The organism is Limosilactobacillus albertensis (genome assembly GCF_014145555.1).
GTDB classification, from domain to species: Bacteria; Bacillota; Bacilli; order Lactobacillales; family Lactobacillaceae; genus Limosilactobacillus; species Limosilactobacillus albertensis.
Genome location: NZ_JACIVD010000055.1, coordinates 138,170 through 156,218, shown reverse-complemented (window position 1 = coordinate 156,218; position 18,049 = coordinate 138,170). Strand labels below are relative to the sequence as shown.

Sequence of the window (18,049 nt, the reverse complement as noted above, 5' to 3'; positions counted from 1 at the left end):
TAAAAGAAAAAGACACCGACCAGCCCGTCGATGTCTTCAAAATACCCTCGAAAGGATATATAAAACATTGGAAACTAATTATAACATGAATCAACTTAGTTTGAACATACCTACTGCCTATGAACCTGAATTAAACCATCCTGCTCGTTATATTAACCAATTAGTTGAAGGCCTTGCGATCCGCAAGCCTAATATTATGGGGCGACCAAGGGAATACGATCCGAGAATGTTATTAAAATTGGTCCTTTTAGCCTACAGTTACGGTATTATTTCCTGTCGGAAAATTGAACGCTTTGCTCGTGAAAATATTGTCGCAATGTGGTTAACTCAAGAACAGCGACCAACTTACCGTACGATTGCTCGCTTTGTGATTTCTAAGGACTTAGAAGAAATGATCCAAAGCAGTTTTAAGGAGTTTCATGACTACTTGAAAGCTCAAGGAATGATTGATGAGGCTTCATTTATTGATGGCACTAAAATTCTGGCTAACGCAAATAAGTACTCCTTTGTTTGGAAGAAGCGTACGATCAAATATAGTGAATTAAACGTTGAAAAAGCCCGTAAACTGCTTCAAGAAATCAAGCAAGCTGAAGTTAAAATCGACGTTGACGAGAATAACTTTGACGTTGATCAGCTCGATACTATTATTGCGCTTCTTGAACAACGTATCGAAGAATTGAATCAACAGGTAAGCGAAACCGCTAAGGTTTCGCCTAATCCGGCCAAACAAGAACGACGCCACGCCAAAAAATATCGCCGCGCTTTAGAACACTGTCGCCAAAAAAATTTAGAATATCGTACTCAAATGCAGATCGCTGGTTCACGGAATAGCTACTCTAAAACAGATCACGCAGCTACTTTTATGCGCGTTAAAGAAGATCCAATGCGTAATGGACAAACTAAGCCGGCATATAATCTTCAAATTATGACTAATTCGCAATTTACGCTTGGTTATGACTTAATGCAAAACCCCACTGATACGAGAACACTAATTCCATTTCTTAAGCAGCTCGCCCAGAACGAAGTTTTGGGACGAGAAATTGTAGCCGATGCTGGTTATGGGTCTGAACGTAATTATAAATATCTTGAAGATGAGTTGCCTGATTGCACCGCCCTAATTCCTTATAGCACGATGATTAAAGAGAATAGTCGCAAATGGCGCTCTGATGATCGAAAGGTTATGAATTGGGAATACCATGAAGACGATGATTACTATGTCAATCCAGCTGGAGTCCGCTTTAATTTTAAACGATACGCTTACCGAAACGATAAATATAAGTTCCATCGCGACTTTAAGGTATATCAAGCCGAAAAGTACGATGAAAATCACCAAGTTATTCCTCAGGCATTAACGCCACGTGGAAATACTAAGTATATTATGGTTAATCCACAATGGGAGTATTTTAAAGCTAAAGCACGTAAGTCGCTTTCAAAGTCCACTACGTATTCTCGTCGCAAGTACGATGTAGAAACTGTTTTTGGAAATTTGAAAGCTTATTTGGGTTTCAAGAGGTTCACGGTGCGTGGTCTCAAGAAAGCCAAAAGTCAGATTGGAATTGCCCTAATGGCACTGAATATGAAAAAGATCGCCGGGAGGCTGTCCATATTTAGTATTAATTTTAAGAAAAGGAAGAACCGCTCAGAATTTCAAATGAAATTCCGAACGGTTCTCTTAATTTAAAGGACTTATGTCACAGCCCCTTGAAATGATTAATGATTTAAACGGTAAACCCACTTGCGACCATCACGGGCTAACAGTTCATCTGAAGCTGCTGGTCCCATTGAACCTGGTGTGTAGTTAGGGAATTGAGGCTTTTCAATGTCCCAAAGCTTCCGAATAACATCAACGAATTTCCATGCGTAAGCAATTTCTGCCCATGAAGCAAAGTTAGTGTGGTTTCCTTCAAGTGCATCGTGGAAGAGACGTTCGTATGGTTCTGGAGATTCCTTCTTGTCAGAATCACTTTGTAAGAATTGTAAGTCAACGGGTTCAGTAGTGAAACCTTGACCGGCGCGCTTGGCGTTTAATTGAATTGCGAAACCTGAGTTAGGTTCAACAAAGATAGTCAATACGTTGGAGTTAAGGGATTGATCACTTTCAGAACGAGGGTTGGCAAAAATATCGATTAATGGTTTCTTGAAGACAACGTCAATACGAGTAAATTTGTCAGCTAACTTCTTACCAGTCCGAACGTAGAATGGTACACCAGACCAACGATAGTTATCGAACATTAACTTAGCAGCAACAAATGTTTCAGTGCCAGATTCTGGATCAACGCCATCTTCATGACGGTAAGCGTTAGTTCCTTCACCAGCATCATATTGTCCACGAACAAAGTTAGCAGCTGCTTCGGATGGAGTGTAAAGACGAAGACTACGAAGCGCCTTAATCTTTTCAACCCGAACATCAGCATCAGTAAATGCAACAGGTTGTTCCATTGCTAATTGAGCAACGATTTGCATGATGTGGTTTTGTACCATATCACGTAAAGCACCAGATTGGTCATAGTAACCAGCACGTTCTTCAACACCAAGCTTTTCGCTTAATGTTACCTGGATGTTGTCGATGTAACGGTTATTCCAGAGAGATTCAATCATTGTATTACCAAAACGTAATGCTTGAATGTTTTGAACCATTTCCTTACCAAGGTAGTGGTCAATCCGGAAAATTTGATTTTCGCTAAATGTTTGTGACAATTCATCATTAAGCTTTTTAGCAGATTCAAAGTCACGACCAAATGGCTTTTCGATAACAAGACGGTTGAAGCCATTGTCAGTTAATAATCCTTGCTTCTTCAAGTTTAGTGCAATAGTACCAAAGAATTGTGGGGCCATTGACATGTAGAAGAGGCGGTTGCCTTCAGTACCGAATTGTTCATCCAATTCAGCGAGACGTTGCTTGAGAATTTCGTAGTGTTCAGGCTTAGTAACATCATGAGATTTGTAGAAAAAGTGCTTTGAGAATGCATCTGCTTGACCATTCTCAGTTTCAGGAATGTTACTAATTGATTCACGAACAATCTTTTGGAATTCTTCGTCGGTTAATGGACGACGTGAAGTTCCTAATAATGCAAAGTGGTCAGCTAGGTAGCCTTTTTGATATAACTTGAACAAAGCAGTATAAAGTTTACGCTTTGCAAGGTCACCAGTAGCACCAAATAATGTAATGACAGCCTTATTTTCTGTAGCCAAAATGTTCACTCCTTCTGAAATTTCAGAAAATTCTTATACCGTGACAATTATATACTCTTAAAGCACAATCTGCACTAGTAAAGGAAACGTTTTCTGAGATGAATTCTTAGAAAACCCAAATGGACCATTGATGATAAATGGCTTATTAATAAGTGGTTGGCAAGCGATTATCAATAAGTGGTCTAGATCAAAAAACTTTTAAAATAAATTTGTGATTAATTAGGCTAACTGCTAAAAACCTAATAAAAAAGAAAAAGAAGAGCTAATTAGACGCTCTTCAAAAAGTTAAACAAATTGTTTTCGTTCGGCGATAACTCCACAAACTGTAAAGAAGATAGCAGCAATTGCAATTACAATTAAACTAGCAATCCAATTATGGGTTTGAGAATATAGGTTACCAACTACAATTGGTCCTAACGCTGCAATCAAGTAACCAATTGATTGAACCATTCCTGAAAGGTTTCGCGTATCAGCGGCGCTCTTTGTCTTAAGTCCAAATAGGGTCATGGCAAGGACAAATGTTGTCGTTGTACCCATTCCAAGGAAAAGCGCAACAAATGCATAATAAACAAAGGAATTAACAGGGAAGAACATCATCCCCGTTCCAATAAGCGAAACAATACCTGCGAATAACATAATAGGCTGACGATTTTTCATCTTAGTAGCGATTACAGGTACCAAGAATGCAAATGGCATTGAGAATAACTGTAACAATCCGGCTACTAGGCTTGCTTGGTCGCTGGATAAGCCGGCATCCATTGCGATTGTTGGTAACCATGCAACAATGCTATAGAATACAAAACATTGTCCCCCGAAGAACAAGAGCAACCACCAAGCATTAGCATTTTTCCACATATTTGTTTCAGGCTCGTTAGCAGTATCATCGCTAGCAGCTCGTTGATTATATCGTAGGTTAGGTACCCAAACGACTGCTGCAATTAGGGCAATGATACTAATGATAATCACAGCGGTTTCCCAGCTTGTAGCGTGAGTAATTGGCGTAATAGCATAAGCACCAATTGCTGCAAACAGGGTCATGGCAACATTGTACATTCCCGTAACACTACCGATACGGTTAGGCAGCTTATCGGAAATAATTGCGGGTAATAATACATTAATACAAGTAATCGCTGCCCCTACTAAAATTGTCCCGATCATTAACGATGAGAAATTTAAAATTCGGAGGTATGAACCGACAAACATTAAAATCATTGCTAATTCAATTGTTAATTCATTACCGATCCGTTGAGCAAGGGCAGAGACAAGAGAAGATAATAATCCAAAACAAAGTAATGGAATTGTTGTTAAGATTCCAAGGCTGGTTGTTTCAACATTAAATGTGCCTGCAATGTCTTTAACAACAGAGGGAATTGCTGTAATCGGCATCCGCATACAGACACCGAGGAGCAATAAGCCAAGGATTAACAACGGACTATGCTTTTTGACTTTTTCCAAAAAATTCATCCTTTCATTTTATATCGGCCTGATAATAGACTAGACAATTATATCATAATGTTCTTTCAGTTATGATTAATATACGGTTAGAAGTAGTTAATCCAATTTAAGAACCAGTTTGACTGAAACCGATTCAAAACATATAATCAACAGTGAATATTTTTTCGGAGGAACACTATGACGGCGATATACCCATACCTGACATTTGAAAATGCTAAGGAAGCCATGTCTTATTACGAGCAAGAATTTGGCGCTCAAGTTACATATCACGAACCCTTAACTAAGGAACAAGCAGAGAATCTCGGATTGCCGATTGACCAATTGAATCAGACAACGTTACGCGGCGAATTTTTAATTGCAGGGCAAAAGATTATTTGTGCAGATGCAACGATGGGAAATCCCCAGACATCTACTTTAATTTCTATTTTGCTTGATTTTGAGAATGAAGAAGATAAAGCGCGAGATTTGTTTAATCGTTTGGCGAATTCTGAAAGTCAACGAGTTACGGTGCCTTTTGGCGATTGGGTATTAGGTAATGTGATGGGTCAAATAGTGGATAGGTACGGGATAACCTGGCTGATAAGTGCTAGTAAACAGGGATGACAGATGTAAAAGGGAATGAATTTATTTCCAATTTCCTGTTGCATAAACGAAAAGAGACTTGGAAAAATTTTATTTTTCCAAGTCTCTCTTTTTAAGCGTTAATTTCGCTCCAACGTTTTGAAAGAATAGTGTAAATTCTTTCAATATCTTGGGATGTTCCCCGTAATTCATAATCAGCGAGAAATGGTGCGTCAAATTCTCGTGAATACTTACGGGCAGTTAAACAGTATTGTTCGTTGAAGTTTTTATTACCACTACCAACGACACCGATACATTGCTTAGCGTTGTCGTTGTAAGAAATATATTCTCCCAATGCGTTTGTCATGATTTCGGTAAAGCCAGAATCAATCCCATTTCCCCCATTTAAGTATGTAGGAACAAAAGCGAAAAATGGCTCTGTTTCGTCAGCAGGAATGGTCTGATCGCTAACTTCTTTTAATTCGAGTAATGGTCGGTCAGCGCTAATACTGTGCTGCTGTTTAGCATAACCTTGCATCCGCGTTAAGAAGGAACGGGTATTTCCCTCAAGTGAGATATAAATAATATTCATTGGTGCCATACTTTTTTCTTCCTTCTAGATTAGATTTAATTTAATTGTAAAATTTACAAAGACTATTTTAGTGGAATCTGGTGCTAAATAAAAGAACAATTCCCTTATTGTTGTCAAAATGTAAAATTTTACTGAGCCGGGGTAGTAACAATAAAGCTATCGATATAAGAATGGTGGTAGTCTTTAATTTTTAAGGATAGACTAGCCAATTTAATGGTTTCTCCCTCATGAACGTTATGATAATTATCTAAAATATAGCCTGATAATGTTACGACATCATTGTCTTCGGGAATCTTTAGCTCAACGTTAAAAAATCTTTCAAAGTCATAAACAGTTGTTTTACCATCAACCCGATACTGGTTTTCGCTAATTTTTGAAATCATATTGTCTGATACGTTATCAATTTCATCACGAACAGTTCCAAACAGTTCTTCATAAATGTCTTTATCAGTAATAATGCCGCTAGTACCACCGTATTCATCGACGACAACGACCATTGGTACCCGTGTCCTAATCATTAATTTAAGAACTTCGGTAATAGGAGTCGTCTCAGGAGTGGTGGGTAAATGACGGAGAACTTTGGCAAGCGATACGTTGCCGTTAATCTGCTTTTGCCGAATCAGATCATAGTTAAAGACATAGCCTAGAATCTTATCTTTATCATTGTCGGCAACAACGGGCAATCGGCTATATTTTGTTTTTAAGTATAGCTGGATTGCGTCATCAACAGTCTCGCTTATGTCAATAACCGTTAGCTGGGTACGATCAATCATAATATCTTTAGCAACTTTGTCATTGAAGTCAAATGCCCGTTCCATGTATAACAGGTCGTTATGTTCTAATTCACCGCCTTTTACGGCATTGCGTGATAGACTGATAATCTCACTTTGCGATAAAACGTCTTGACTTTCATCGGCTGGTTTCATTCCAAGCATTTTAACAATTCCATTGGCTGAAGAATTAAGTAACCAAACAAATGGGTAAAAAGTAATGTGGAAATAATGGAGCGGCGTGGTAACAAACATCAGTGTTTTAATTGGCAAGTCGATACTAATGTTTTTTGGCACGATTTCAGTTAATACCACTTCAAAGTATGTTAGAAGTAAAACACCGACAATCGCACTGATAACATGAATGGCGCTATTATTTAATGGCCAATTTGGTAAAGATAAAGCATTTGCCAAAAGAAATTCGATTGTATCTTCACCGACCCAACCAAGAATGATCCCGCAAATCGAAACCCCAACCTGGGTAGTTGATAGGTATTCGGTCAAATTGGTAACCATCTTAATTGCCCGGTTGATTTTTGGTGACGGTTTATCACGTTTTTCCTGCATTTCTTCTAAGGCGGTAACTCTCGCCTGAACAAGGGCAAATTCCGCTGCAACAAAGAAAGCCGCAAAAATAAAGGTAATGATAATAATTATAAAATTAGTTAACAACTGGCTGTCATTCAAAATAACATTCCTCGTTTCGATAAATGAGTATAATTCCTGTGTATTATTTTACCATTCGCCGAAGAGGTTACCAGTTAAAGAAAACTAAAAAGAAATATTGGATTATTTCGTTCATTAACTAAAAAATGATAAGATTAATAAAGATAAAGAACTTAAGAGAAGAGGTCGCATGTTGAGTAGTATTACAATTAACGACTTGATTTTTGATGCCAAGTCAGGAGATCAGTTAGATAATGTTTCATTAGAGTTGAAGTCACCACAAGTAGTAGGGATATGTAGTAATGATACAGGGGCTGCAACAGCTTTAGAGGATTTACTAGCAGTCCGCGGAAAAATTTTGAATGGGGATGTCACAATTAACGGGGTACCATTCAAAAAGTATAAGCGCCAAAGCAAAAATGAGATCGGCCGAATTGATGATGTAGTCCTAAAAGGGAAAACAATTGAAAAGGCAGTCAAACATGCATTGCATCATAAAGAAAATGCTTTAACACCAGAGCAAACTTTCGAGATGATTAAGGCGCTGAATTTAAAACCTGATCAAGTAGTAGGAGAGTTGAGTGAATCCCAACAGCTTGAATTGCGAGTAATTATCTTGCTCGCTTGGCAACGCCCAATTGTTATTTTAAGTAATGCGTTTGATGAGATTGAAGAAGACCGCCGTCAGCTTCTTGGTAGCCTTGTCAAAGATTATACTCAGAAAGTCAACGCGTTAGTCTTATTTACAAGTAAGAATGTCTCGACATTAATGCGTTTTGCGGATACTTTATATTACTTTAGCGGTAGTCATTTAACTTCTGCTCGTGACTTATCGATGAATGACGGGGTTGACTGCACGGTTACTGTAATGGGAACCGGTTTTCCAATTGATAATGCCGTAAAATTAGGTGCCCATATGTTGGAAGAAGCAAGTGATGAAACAAGGTTCCTTTTCACGGGTAATATTCAAGCACTGCTTCCGCTGTTAGAACAAAGCACGATAACTGATGTCCGAATTGAGGACGCAACAATTGAAGATGAACTAATGGCATATTAATTTAACTTAGGAGGTTATGATGAGTCGTATAGTTATTGTTAGCCGCCGTCATGACAAATTAGTATCAACAGTTATGAAAAAGGTTCCAGAAGCAGTTGCACTTACTAATTTTAAATTTGAAATTCAAAACGGGGATGTTTTATGCTGGCTGCCTACTGTTAATGAAGCTGTAGATGATGAAGTACAGGAATTAGCTGCTTTGCTTGACCATTCACTGTTTCTGCCAGCCAAGATTGTGATGCTTTCGATTGCCGGAACAGCAGACGATGCGACGAATCAGCAATTGCAAGAGTGGTATGGGAAACAAGCAACCCAAATAGTATTTGCGCATCAATATGCAATAAAAATGATTGATGAATTTGAATTACCATATACGATTGTTCGAGCATTGCCAATTATTAGCGATGAAACGACATTGAAAATCGTTGACGAGGGTAAATCATTACAGGGTGAAAGAATTGGAATGGCACAGGTAGCGCAAGTGATTAAACGAGCAGTCACTACCGATGATTTTAAGAATCAGTCGATTGGGATTGCGCCGTAAAAAGGTGGGTAAAGATATGGATAAATTAGAGGAATATCAAAGATGGCAAAATAACCTGGCACGAGTGCGGTTTCCACGGTGGAAAGAGCTTCCGACGCTGGGCTTGTATGTTGACCAGGTAGTAGCAATTGTAAATGAGCAGCTAAGCCATTTAGGGATTGAACCGCTTACGAAGTCAATGGTAAATAATTATGTTAAAAAGAAGGTCATCCAAGCACCGATAAAAAAGAAATATGCGGTAAATCAATTAGTGGACTTATTACTTATTGGACTCTTAAAATCTAACTTTTCCTTAGACGATATTCGTGCAGGAATCGCACAGGTGACAATAAATTCATACCCACAGGCTGCTTATGATCGTTTTGTTGAAATATTAAATGCACTACTGGCTGGAAAAGAAATTCCAAGTGATAACGTGATTAACCCGGAAAGTGATCGGCTAATGACACTAGCATTAAAGTCTGTATTATCGCGAATGCACGCTGCCCAGCTATTGAATGCAATGCAAAAAATTGCCCAGCCAGCTCCATTAGAGGAGAAATGATCTTATATTTTTTTGTTGCAATTACAACAAAAAGGATTTAATATGATGCTAAGGAGAATTTTTATCAATGATTGATATTCTACGTGAAATCGGGATGATTGATCGTGCGTTAGACTCAATTGCTAATATCGAATTTAAACAAATTGATTTGGCACGTGGTCAATATCTCTATGTTGTCCGGATTTATGAACACCCAGGGATTATTTCAGAACAATTATCGAACTTGATAAAGGTAGACCGTACAACGATTGCCCGTGCTGTAAAGAAACTTGAAAAGAACGGCTTTATTGAAAGAAAAAGCGATCAAACGAATAAGAAGATTAAGCGGTTATATGTAACCCAAAAAGGGAAAGACATTTACCCATTCATTATTCGTGAAAATCAATATTCTAATAGTGAAGCTTTAAAGGGTTTTTCAGAAAAAGAGGCCCAGCAAGTTCATGATTACCTTGTTCGGATCCGCCAAAATATTGATGGCGATTGGGACACGGTTAAGCATGGTGGCAAACGTCAATATTAATTAAATGAGGAGATCATTTTATGAAGCAAGTAACGATTGATCCAAGTTTTTGGGAACTTTTTCCTGATGTACAAATTAATATTCTATTTGCTAATGGGATTGATAACCATGATAACGAGGATACATATTCTGAACGTAAAAAATTATTAGCAGATGCTACTCATGAAGCTGATAAATTCTTAACTAATGAAACTTTTCGTTTAAATCCTGTTGTTGACCAATGGCGTAAAACTTTCCAACAATTTAAGAAGAAAAAGGGTGCTCGTTCCTCCGTTGAGGCATTGTTAAAACGTGCTAATCAAGGCCGGCAATTTGAACCGATTGAACCCCTGGTTGATGTATATAACAGTATTTCATTAAGCTATGGTGTTCCGGTTGGAATTGAAGATCGTAATAAAATTGCTGGGGACCTTCATCTTGGTGTAGCTAAGGGTGGTGAAGAATTCCGTCCAGTTGGTGCAGAAGACGATGAGCCAGCTCTTGAAGGAGAAGTAATTTATTATGATGATGAGGGTGCAGTTTGCCGTTGTTTGAATTGGCGTGAAGCTCAGCGGACTATGCTAACGCAGGATTCACAAGATGTTGTTGCTGTAATGGAAGCTACCAATTCAGAACAGATTGAGCGGGCCAATGAAGCAATGGAAAAATTAAGCGAACTGATTAACCATTATTTTGGTGTTGAAGCATCAAAGGTTTATCATTTAACTAAAGAGCATCCGGTTGCTGAAGTGCCAGAGAATTTATAATAATAAAAATTAGTAACCTAAGGGAAAATGGGATATAATCCCTCTTACTTAGATAAAATATGAACAGAGCAGTGCATAAATAGGGTTCTAGAGTTCGGCTTTGCCGAACTCTAGAACCCTATTTGCGTTTTTAACTCTTTTTGTTGTTTCTCGAATAATTTCAGTAATAAAATAGCTTGACAAAAGTCCCTGAATAGACTACTTTAATAAAAGTCTACACAGGGACTTTTTAGGAGGATATTATGTCAAACATGAAAATTGAAAAATTATGGTTAGCAATTACCCTAGCTGGCAAGGGATATGCAACTTGGAGTGCAGAGCACGGAATGAATGAATGCTTTAGTACTGTTTTATGTGAACTCTATCTTAACCCTGGACAAAGTCAGCACCAGTTAATCGACCATACTGGTTATCCCAAACAATCAGTCAATAAAGCGATTAAACAGTTATTGAATAAAAATTATTTAACCATGACTATGGTTGCTGAAGATAAAAGGGTTAAGCGTTGTACGCTGACACCGCTTGGGCGAACTTTTGCCGAGAATAAGTTAACGCCCCTATTTGAACTTGAAGAGAAGACGGTTAAACAGTTTGGAACTGAAAAAATGAATCAATTGGTACATTTACAAGAGCAGTGGGGGCAACTCTTCTGGAATAATTTACAAAAGGAGAAAATTAATAAGTGAAGATTTTATTGCAACGTTTAAGGCGCTATAAATGTGATGTTGTTGGTGCATTGTTTTCCATTGTGGTTACAGCTTTGGCATCATTATGGCAACCACGCTTATTGGAGAATATTCAAAAAGCTTTGTTAGCTAATCAACAGGACGCAGTTTTTAGTAATGGAATCTGGTTAGTCGGCTTGGGGTTGATAGCAATAATTGCGGGAATTTTTAATGTGTATTTTGCGGTGCGCATCGCTCAAGGAGTGACGAGTGATTTGCGAGAAGAAACTTATGCTAAGATTCAGCAGTTTTCACTGGCAAATATTGAACATTTCTCGTCTGGATCATTAACAACCCGGTTGATAAATGATATGAACCAAGTGATGAATATGATGATGACAATTTTTATGATGTTGTTACGAATTCCGATTATCCTTATTGGTTCTTTTATCTTAGCAATTGTTACGATTCCTCGTTACTGGTGGGCACCAATTGTAATGGTGGTGTTAATTATTGGTACAGGTGTCTGGATAGTAAAGAATATGAATAGTCTCTTTGCTAAGTACCAAGTACAGTTAGATCGAATTTCAACGAAGGTTAAGGAAAATTTACAGGGAATACGCGTTGTGAAGTCGTTTAATCAAGGAGAAAATGAAATTCGCCGGTTTAATCAGGCCTCAGATCAATTAAATAAATCCAATATCCAAATCGGCTATTGGTTCTCATCGGTAATGCCAATGTTCCAGTTGATCACATACTTAGTAATTAGTCTTGTAATTTATCTGATTGGAGTTACAATCAGCAATCATCCAACAGATGTTACGGTGATTAGTCCGTATGTTTCTTATATCACGACCCTACTTTTTGCCATCATGATTGGTGGAATGGTAATTATGACATTTTCACGGGGAATGGTTTCTGTACGGCGAATTGGCGAAATTCTTAATACTGAACCAACGGTCATTTATCCAGCTAAGGATCAATTTGGCCAGTTAGAGGGTTCAATTGAGTTTGACAATGTATCATTTACTTATCCAGGTAGCACAGAAGAAACATTAAAAGATATTTCGTTTAAGATTGCACCGCATCAGATGGTTGGCATTGTTGGTGCTACTGGTGCGGGGAAGTCAACATTAGCTCAATTGGTTTCTCGTCTTTATGATCCTACCGTAGGAACGGTTAAAGTTGGTGGTTATGATATTAAAACATTGAGCGAACCAACTTTACGTCAAACAGTTGCATTTGTTTTACAAAAGTCCCTTCTTTTCTCAGGAACTATTGCTGATAATTTAAGACAAGGAAAAAGGACAGCAAGTATTCAGGAACTGGAACGAGCTGCTACGATTGCCCGTGCAGAAGAGTTTATTGATCAGTATCCAGAACTTTTTAATCATCAAGTTGAAGAACGGTCGGCCAACTTCTCTGGAGGACAGAAACAACGGCTTTCGATTGCTCGAGGAGTAATTGGTCAGCCACCAATTCTCATTTTAGATGACTCGACTTCAGCCTTAGATGCAGAATCAGAAAAAATAGTTCAGCAAGCACTTGAACACGATCTCCCCAATACTACGACATTGATGATTGCAGAAAAGATTAGTTCCATTCGGCATGCTGATACAATTCTTGTGCTTGACCAGGGAAAATTAGTGGCTCAAGGTACTCATGAAGAGCTGCTTAAGATTTCACCAATTTATCAAGAAATTTATCGAACTCAAAAGGCTAATGAAAGGAGGCCGGATCTAGATGAATAAAAAGCCAGAAAAAAGCGCTACTAAGCAGGCGTTAAATTACTTTTATCGCTACTTGAAACCCTATTGGAAAGGGATAGTTATTGTAGTAGTTTTAAGTTTAATTTCAACTCTTTCACAAATATTAGCACCACTTTTTATGGGGAGAGCAGTAACCAGTCTAACGCAGTTTGTAACAGCTGCCTTTCATGGTCAGCGGCACTTGATGTACTTCTACCATTCATTAGGCCTAATGCTAGGCGCGTATGTTTTAGGAATAATCGCGCTCTTCATTGCTTGGATGGTTATGTCCCGCTTTAACGCTAATTCCACTAATGATATGCGGGGAAACCTTTTTAGTAAGTTTCAACGGATGACGGTTCGGTATTTTGATAACCACCAAGATGGAAAACTTCTTTCACTATTCACTTCAGACTTAGATAATATCTTTAATGCATTGAATGAAGCAGTATTTGAGATTATTTCGCAAGGGACGCTTTTTATTGGTACGCTTATCATTATGTTCTATGCTAATACCACAATGGCGTTTTTAACAATTGCTACAACTCCGGTGATTCTTATTATCAGTCTTGTTATTATGCAAAAAGCGCGAATATATCTGGATAATCAGCAGAATAGAATCGGTGAGTTAAATGGATACATTAACGAGCAACTCAACGGTCAACAGGTAATTATTGCCAACGGCTTGCGACAAGAGTCAGTATCCAGCTTTAGGAAATATAATAACCGGGTGCGCAATGCAATGTTTAAGGGGCAGTTCTACTCCGGGATGCTTTTTCCGCTTCTTCAAGGTTTATCGCTACTCAACCTTGCAATTGTAATTGCCGGTGGTTCATGGATGATCGTCACTGGCCAAGTCGATCGTGCAGTTGGTTTTGGATTAATTATTACCTTTGTTTCATATTCACAAACTTACTTTCAACCATTAACGCAATTAACTTCTATCTATTCGATGCTTCAATTAGCTCTCACTGGTGCTCGACGATTGAATGCTATAGAAGAACAACCAGAAGAAAAACAGGAAGAAAGCGGTCATGTCTTGACTGGCTTACAAGAGAATGTTCAACTTAAAGATGCTCATTTTGGCTACCAGCCTGATCATGAGATTTTACACGGGATAAATATTGCTGTGCAGAAGGGAAAGTCCGTGGCAATTGTTGGACCAACAGGATCTGGAAAGACGACGATTATGAATTTAATTAATCGTTTCTATGATGTCAACTCTGGGCATGTTGAATTTGATGGTATTGACGTGCGTAATATTACTTTAAAATCGTTAAGAAATAATGTTGGCATCGTTTTACAGGATTCGGTACTTTTTTCTGGAACGATTGCAGATAATATTAAATATGGTAAGCCAACCGCTAGTCAGGAGGAAGTCGAAGCAGTAGCGAAAGAAGCTCAAATTCATGACTTTATTGTTAGTTTACCGAATGGTTATGCTACTAAAATTTCCGATGAACAATCAATATTTTCAACGGGACAAAAACAATTGCTTTCAATTGCGCGGACGATCTTAACCGACCCAGTCTTCTTGATCTTGGATGAGGCAACATCAAATGTTGATACGGTAACCGAGGCTAAAATTCAAAAGGCAATGGATACAGTAATTGCAGGAAGGACAAGCTTCATAATCGCTCACCGCTTAAAAACAATATTAACTGCTGATCAAATTGTAGTTCTAAAAGATGGTCAGGTAATTGAACAAGGAACACATCAGCAGTTATTGGCAGAGCAAGGTTTTTATTATGAACTTTACACCAGTCAAATGACATTTGAATAAAACTAAATTATTTAATACTAAAATTTGAAGGTACTCAAAAAGGGTAAGATGAAGCAAATATCTCAAAGATACTACTCATTTTACCCTTTATTTATTTTTATTATGCGCGTTTTTGCGCGTCAGTCCGTATTAATTTGTAAATTGCGGCAAAGAAAGGAACGGTAAACATCATTCCAAGGATTCCAGAAATTCCACCACCAATAATAACTGCTGCAAACACCCATACGCTTGGTAAGCCAATTGACTTACCAACGACTAATGGATAGGTGATCCGATTATCTAATTGCTGTAAAAGAATAATAAAGATTAAGAAGATACCGGCTTGAAGCGGTGAGATGGCAAATATGATAATAACACCAATACTTGCACCAAGAATTGCGCCAATTATTGGAATCAAAGCGCCAAACGCAGTTACAACACCAATCATTGAGGCATAGGGCATCCTTAAGATCGTCATTCCAATAAAACATGAGATTCCTAGAATGGCAGCATCTTTGCACTGACCAATGATGTAGTTGCTATAACTTTCATCAAACACCCTTACTACCTTAATTATCTGCGCCTGATAACGACTGCAATATGTTGTAAGCAGCTTTAAAAATTGATGGTGCAGCATTTCTTTATAAATCAGGAGATAGATTGAGAAGAAGATAGCGATTACGGCAGTTGTAGCAGCTGAGAAAACAGAAGAAGCTGTCGAAATAACAGTTCTAAAGGTGCCGCCTACACCAGTTGTAAGGTATTTCCCGATCTTTTCCCATTGAATATTGCGCGTGTTAAAGTTATTGAGAAGTCCCTTAAAGTCATTGTTATGTTCAAAATAATCAATGAAGTTATTAATTACGTGACTATGATTTGCAATTAACAATTTAACACAGGTGACTAACTCAGGAATAACAAGCGAAAAAACAATCGCAACTAATAAGATGATTGTTAAATACGACATTATGATTCCAAAAGGTCGTTTGAATTTTTGCTGGTTACTTTTTGAAAATAAATGTGTATATAAACGCTCATACTGATTCAATAGCAAGTTAACGACATAAGCGATCAAGCAGCCAATTAATAGTGGTATTGCGGCTGAAAAAATAGTTTGAATAATTTTAGCAATATTGCCCCAATAAGTAATTGCTAGGTAAAAAATAAACAGGGCAAGGACCAAAGAAAGATGGTGATGATTAATATAACGTTTCAAAGCGCGGCTCCTTAGTTGGTAAGTTTATTATAGAGATTTAGCAAATATTCGTGACTTTCAAGCTGTTCACGACAATCATTTTGATCTTTTAGGTTGATTTCATAAATACTTGTTGCAGATGTGTTCAGACGAGGCAATACAGCTGCCCAATCAATTTTACCAGTTCCTAACGTAAGGCTGTCATGAGTTTCCCCCATCGAATCAACCAGATGATAATGAACAATATTATTCTTCAGATGCTCTAAAGATTGCTGGAGTCCCTGATTGTCACCGTGAAGCTCAATAAAACAATGAGAAGTATCGAAAGCCAACCTGTAATTATGAGCAAGGATCTCGTCTTCTTGGACAGGATCTCCGTAAGCAAAGACTGGTGCAATTGAATTTTCAAACATAATGTGATCGCCACCAGCTGCTGCAAAACGGTCTAAACGCTGATAGACTGTTTCTCGTGCTGTTTCGACGTTTGGATAAAGTGAAACAAAATAGTGTGATTCAGGGCCGGCATATCCGCCGTGGATTAAAACTTGAACGTCTAAATCATCTGCAAGATAGAGGAGTTTTTCTGTCGTCATCTCAATAAAGCGATATAGGTCAGGGTATAGTCTTTCTGGAGCAACAACTTCTGAATGATGCTCATGGAAATTCATTGGATGGTGGAGAACGATATGCGTAATTCCGCTATCCTTAACATGTTGGACTGCATCATATAGGCGGTGATACCCTTCTGTAGTAAAATCACCACTGGCGGTAAAGAACTCGTAAGTCGTTGGCTTGTATTTTAGCCGATTGTCAATTTGTGATTGCTGACTGCTTCCCTTTAATCCTAATTGTGGTTGAAACATGAAAAAGCCTCCTGATTAAACTATCTATTGTTATATCTTACCAGATTTTTAACCAATCGCTGTGGTAAGATACCTTATTGAGGGAAGAGGTGTTTCACATGAAACAATGGTTACCAAGTCAACCGCTTATACTAACGCCGATTATTCCGTTAATGTGGACGACTGGCTGGGCTTGCATGGCATCTGCCTATATCGTTTTAGGAATTCAGCCACCTTATTCGGTCCAACTACAGGAGTCAATCTTACTTATGTCAGCCGCAATTTTAGTAGCTAATATCTATAATTTACTCTTAATATCTCAGCGAATTGAACAGTACCGTGATTATTCAACGTATGGTCCGCGAACATTATTATTAGCAATTGTCCTAATTGTTTCCATTGTCATGGCATGGGGGCAGCCAAAAGCAATTTTAGTACCGAATCGTTTAAACTTTTTTGTGGCCGCTTTTATTATTTTGAATTTTTTGCAAGCACTTCTTGGTGAGTTCTTTACTCTTTTTGAGCGGCCCGTTACAAGGCGAAAGCTTGCTTCAATGTATTTGCCGACAGTAACTTTATGTTTATCTGGCCTTATTATTCCTGCTTGCGTTAACGTGCATGATAGTTGGCAACTGCCGCTTTGGGGATGTGGTTGTAGTTTGCTAATTTATTTTACTTGGGAAACTTGGCAAAATTTACCAGGGATACTTAGTAAAGGTTCGGTGAATAATAGCATAATGTATGAATTGCTGGTTGGAATAAATCTCGCGTCTGCAATGCTTGCTATTATTAGCGGAGTGCTATTTTTTGTTTTTAGTATGATTGAACGGAGGTTTATCTTTAGCCTCTATTGCTTTGTAATTAGTCTTCCTATTAACGGGATAAGCGGCCTGCTGATTAGTGCTCTTCAACGTTATAATAATGATTATCGCTATGGACACGTTAAAGGAAAACCGCAACGGTATATTTGCTGTGGGATGATGATAACAGTTATTTTTATTGTCGCTGGATTTTATCTGGCAGCTTAATTGAAAATTATTTCTAGTAAGAACATTAAATTATTGCAGACTAAATTGTAAAATATTGCTGTTAATAAACAAATAATCTTATAAAGACAATAAAATATATGATAGGTGTGCTAACATTATACTTGTATAGAAAGCGCATACAATTTGGGAATAACTTAAAAA

17 protein-coding genes are annotated in these 18,049 nt (G+C 38.0%); 11 read left to right on the top strand and 6 right to left on the bottom strand.

All coding sequences use genetic code 11. The features are described 5' to 3' along the window. The first annotated feature begins 67 nt into the window (after positions 1 to 67). Positions 68 to 1,681: an IS1182 family transposase gene (locus H5S41_RS04100; RefSeq protein ID WP_231833099.1), complete on the top strand. Its 1,614-nt coding sequence runs from the start codon at positions 68 to 70 to the stop codon at positions 1,679 to 1,681. Positions 1,682 to 1,710: 29 nt separating this feature from the next. Here H5S41_RS04100 and zwf read toward each other — a convergent pair whose 3' ends face one another. Both zwf and H5S41_RS04090 read right to left on the bottom strand, forming a co-directional pair. Beyond that, positions 1,711 to 3,192, bottom strand: a complete 1,482-nt coding sequence (zwf, locus tag H5S41_RS04095; RefSeq protein WP_153709212.1) for a glucose-6-phosphate dehydrogenase — start codon at positions 3,190 to 3,192, stop codon at positions 1,711 to 1,713. 285 nt (positions 3,193 to 3,477) lie between these two features. Continuing rightward, positions 3,478 to 4,656 carry a CynX/NimT family MFS transporter gene (locus H5S41_RS04090; protein ID WP_182602428.1) on the bottom strand — a complete coding sequence of 393 codons (1,179 nt, stop codon included), beginning with the start codon at positions 4,654 to 4,656 and terminating at the stop codon, positions 3,478 to 3,480. A 168-nt stretch (positions 4,657 to 4,824) separates the two neighbouring features. On the opposite strand from H5S41_RS04090, the gene H5S41_RS04085 reads away from it, so the two are divergent. Beyond that, positions 4,825 to 5,250 carry a VOC family protein gene (locus H5S41_RS04085; RefSeq protein WP_182598136.1) on the top strand — a complete coding sequence of 142 codons (426 nt, stop codon included), beginning with the start codon at positions 4,825 to 4,827 and terminating at the stop codon, positions 5,248 to 5,250. 91 nt (positions 5,251 to 5,341) lie between these two features. Here the strand turns inward: H5S41_RS04085 and nrdI are convergent, their stop codons facing one another. Both nrdI and H5S41_RS04075 read right to left on the bottom strand, forming a co-directional pair. Continuing rightward, positions 5,342 to 5,809, bottom strand: a complete 468-nt coding sequence (gene nrdI, locus H5S41_RS04080; RefSeq protein WP_153709209.1) for a class Ib ribonucleoside-diphosphate reductase assembly flavoprotein NrdI — start codon at positions 5,807 to 5,809, stop codon at positions 5,342 to 5,344. A 119-nt stretch (positions 5,810 to 5,928) separates the two neighbouring features. After that, positions 5,929 to 7,257 (bottom strand): hemolysin family protein, encoded by a 1,329-nt coding sequence (locus H5S41_RS04075; protein WP_182602427.1) that lies wholly within the window; start codon positions 7,255 to 7,257, stop codon positions 5,929 to 5,931. 172 nt (positions 7,258 to 7,429) lie between these two features. On the opposite strand from H5S41_RS04075, the gene H5S41_RS04070 reads away from it, so the two are divergent. The 8 genes from H5S41_RS04070 (at position 7,430) to H5S41_RS04035 (ending at position 14,843) form a co-directional block, all read left to right on the top strand. Beyond that, positions 7,430 to 8,293: a P-loop NTPase family protein gene (locus H5S41_RS04070; RefSeq protein ID WP_182602434.1), complete on the top strand. Its 864-nt coding sequence runs from the start codon at positions 7,430 to 7,432 to the stop codon at positions 8,291 to 8,293. A gap of 19 nt (positions 8,294 to 8,312) precedes the next feature. Beyond that, on the top strand, positions 8,313 to 8,837 hold the full coding sequence (locus H5S41_RS04065) for an NAD(P)H-binding protein (RefSeq protein WP_182602426.1): 525 nt from the start codon (positions 8,313 to 8,315) through the stop codon (positions 8,835 to 8,837). Then, positions 8,800 to 9,381 (top strand): DUF1836 domain-containing protein, encoded by a 582-nt coding sequence (locus tag H5S41_RS04060; protein WP_182602425.1) that lies wholly within the window; start codon positions 8,800 to 8,802, stop codon positions 9,379 to 9,381. Before H5S41_RS04065 ends, H5S41_RS04060 begins: the two co-directional genes overlap by 38 nt. A 67-nt stretch (positions 9,382 to 9,448) precedes the next feature. Beyond that, positions 9,449 to 9,901, top strand: coding sequence for a MarR family winged helix-turn-helix transcriptional regulator (locus tag H5S41_RS04055; RefSeq protein ID WP_153709204.1), 453 nt, complete (start codon positions 9,449 to 9,451; stop codon positions 9,899 to 9,901). Positions 9,902 to 9,921: 20 nt separating this feature from the next. After that, positions 9,922 to 10,647: a B3/B4 domain-containing protein gene (locus H5S41_RS04050; protein WP_182602424.1), complete on the top strand. Its 726-nt coding sequence runs from the start codon at positions 9,922 to 9,924 to the stop codon at positions 10,645 to 10,647. A gap of 242 nt (positions 10,648 to 10,889) precedes the next feature. Beyond that, on the top strand, positions 10,890 to 11,333 hold the full coding sequence (locus H5S41_RS04045; RefSeq protein ID WP_231833106.1) for a MarR family winged helix-turn-helix transcriptional regulator: 444 nt from the start codon (positions 10,890 to 10,892) through the stop codon (positions 11,331 to 11,333). Then, a complete protein-coding gene (locus tag H5S41_RS04040; protein WP_231833107.1) occupies positions 11,330 to 13,063 on the top strand; it encodes an ABC transporter ATP-binding protein in 1,734 nt (577 codons plus the stop codon). Before H5S41_RS04045 ends, H5S41_RS04040 begins: the two co-directional genes overlap by 4 nt. After that, positions 13,056 to 14,843, top strand: a complete 1,788-nt coding sequence (locus tag H5S41_RS04035) for an ABC transporter ATP-binding protein (RefSeq protein ID WP_182602423.1) — start codon at positions 13,056 to 13,058, stop codon at positions 14,841 to 14,843. The genes H5S41_RS04040 and H5S41_RS04035 overlap by 8 nt, the downstream gene beginning before the upstream one ends. Before the next feature lie 100 nt (positions 14,844 to 14,943). Here H5S41_RS04035 and H5S41_RS04030 read toward each other — a convergent pair whose 3' ends face one another. Beyond that, positions 14,944 to 16,038: an AI-2E family transporter gene (locus tag H5S41_RS04030; RefSeq protein WP_182602422.1), complete on the bottom strand. Its 1,095-nt coding sequence runs from the start codon at positions 16,036 to 16,038 to the stop codon at positions 14,944 to 14,946. A gap of 11 nt (positions 16,039 to 16,049) precedes the next feature. Then, complete coding sequence (locus H5S41_RS04025) at positions 16,050 to 16,880, bottom strand: sugar phosphate isomerase/epimerase family protein (protein WP_182602421.1); 831 nt, start codon at positions 16,878 to 16,880, stop codon at positions 16,050 to 16,052. A 98-nt stretch (positions 16,881 to 16,978) separates the two neighbouring features. On the opposite strand from H5S41_RS04025, the gene H5S41_RS04020 reads away from it, so the two are divergent. Then, positions 16,979 to 17,887, top strand: a complete 909-nt coding sequence (locus H5S41_RS04020; protein ID WP_182602420.1) for a hypothetical protein — start codon at positions 16,979 to 16,981, stop codon at positions 17,885 to 17,887. Positions 17,888 to 18,049 lie beyond the last annotated feature (162 nt).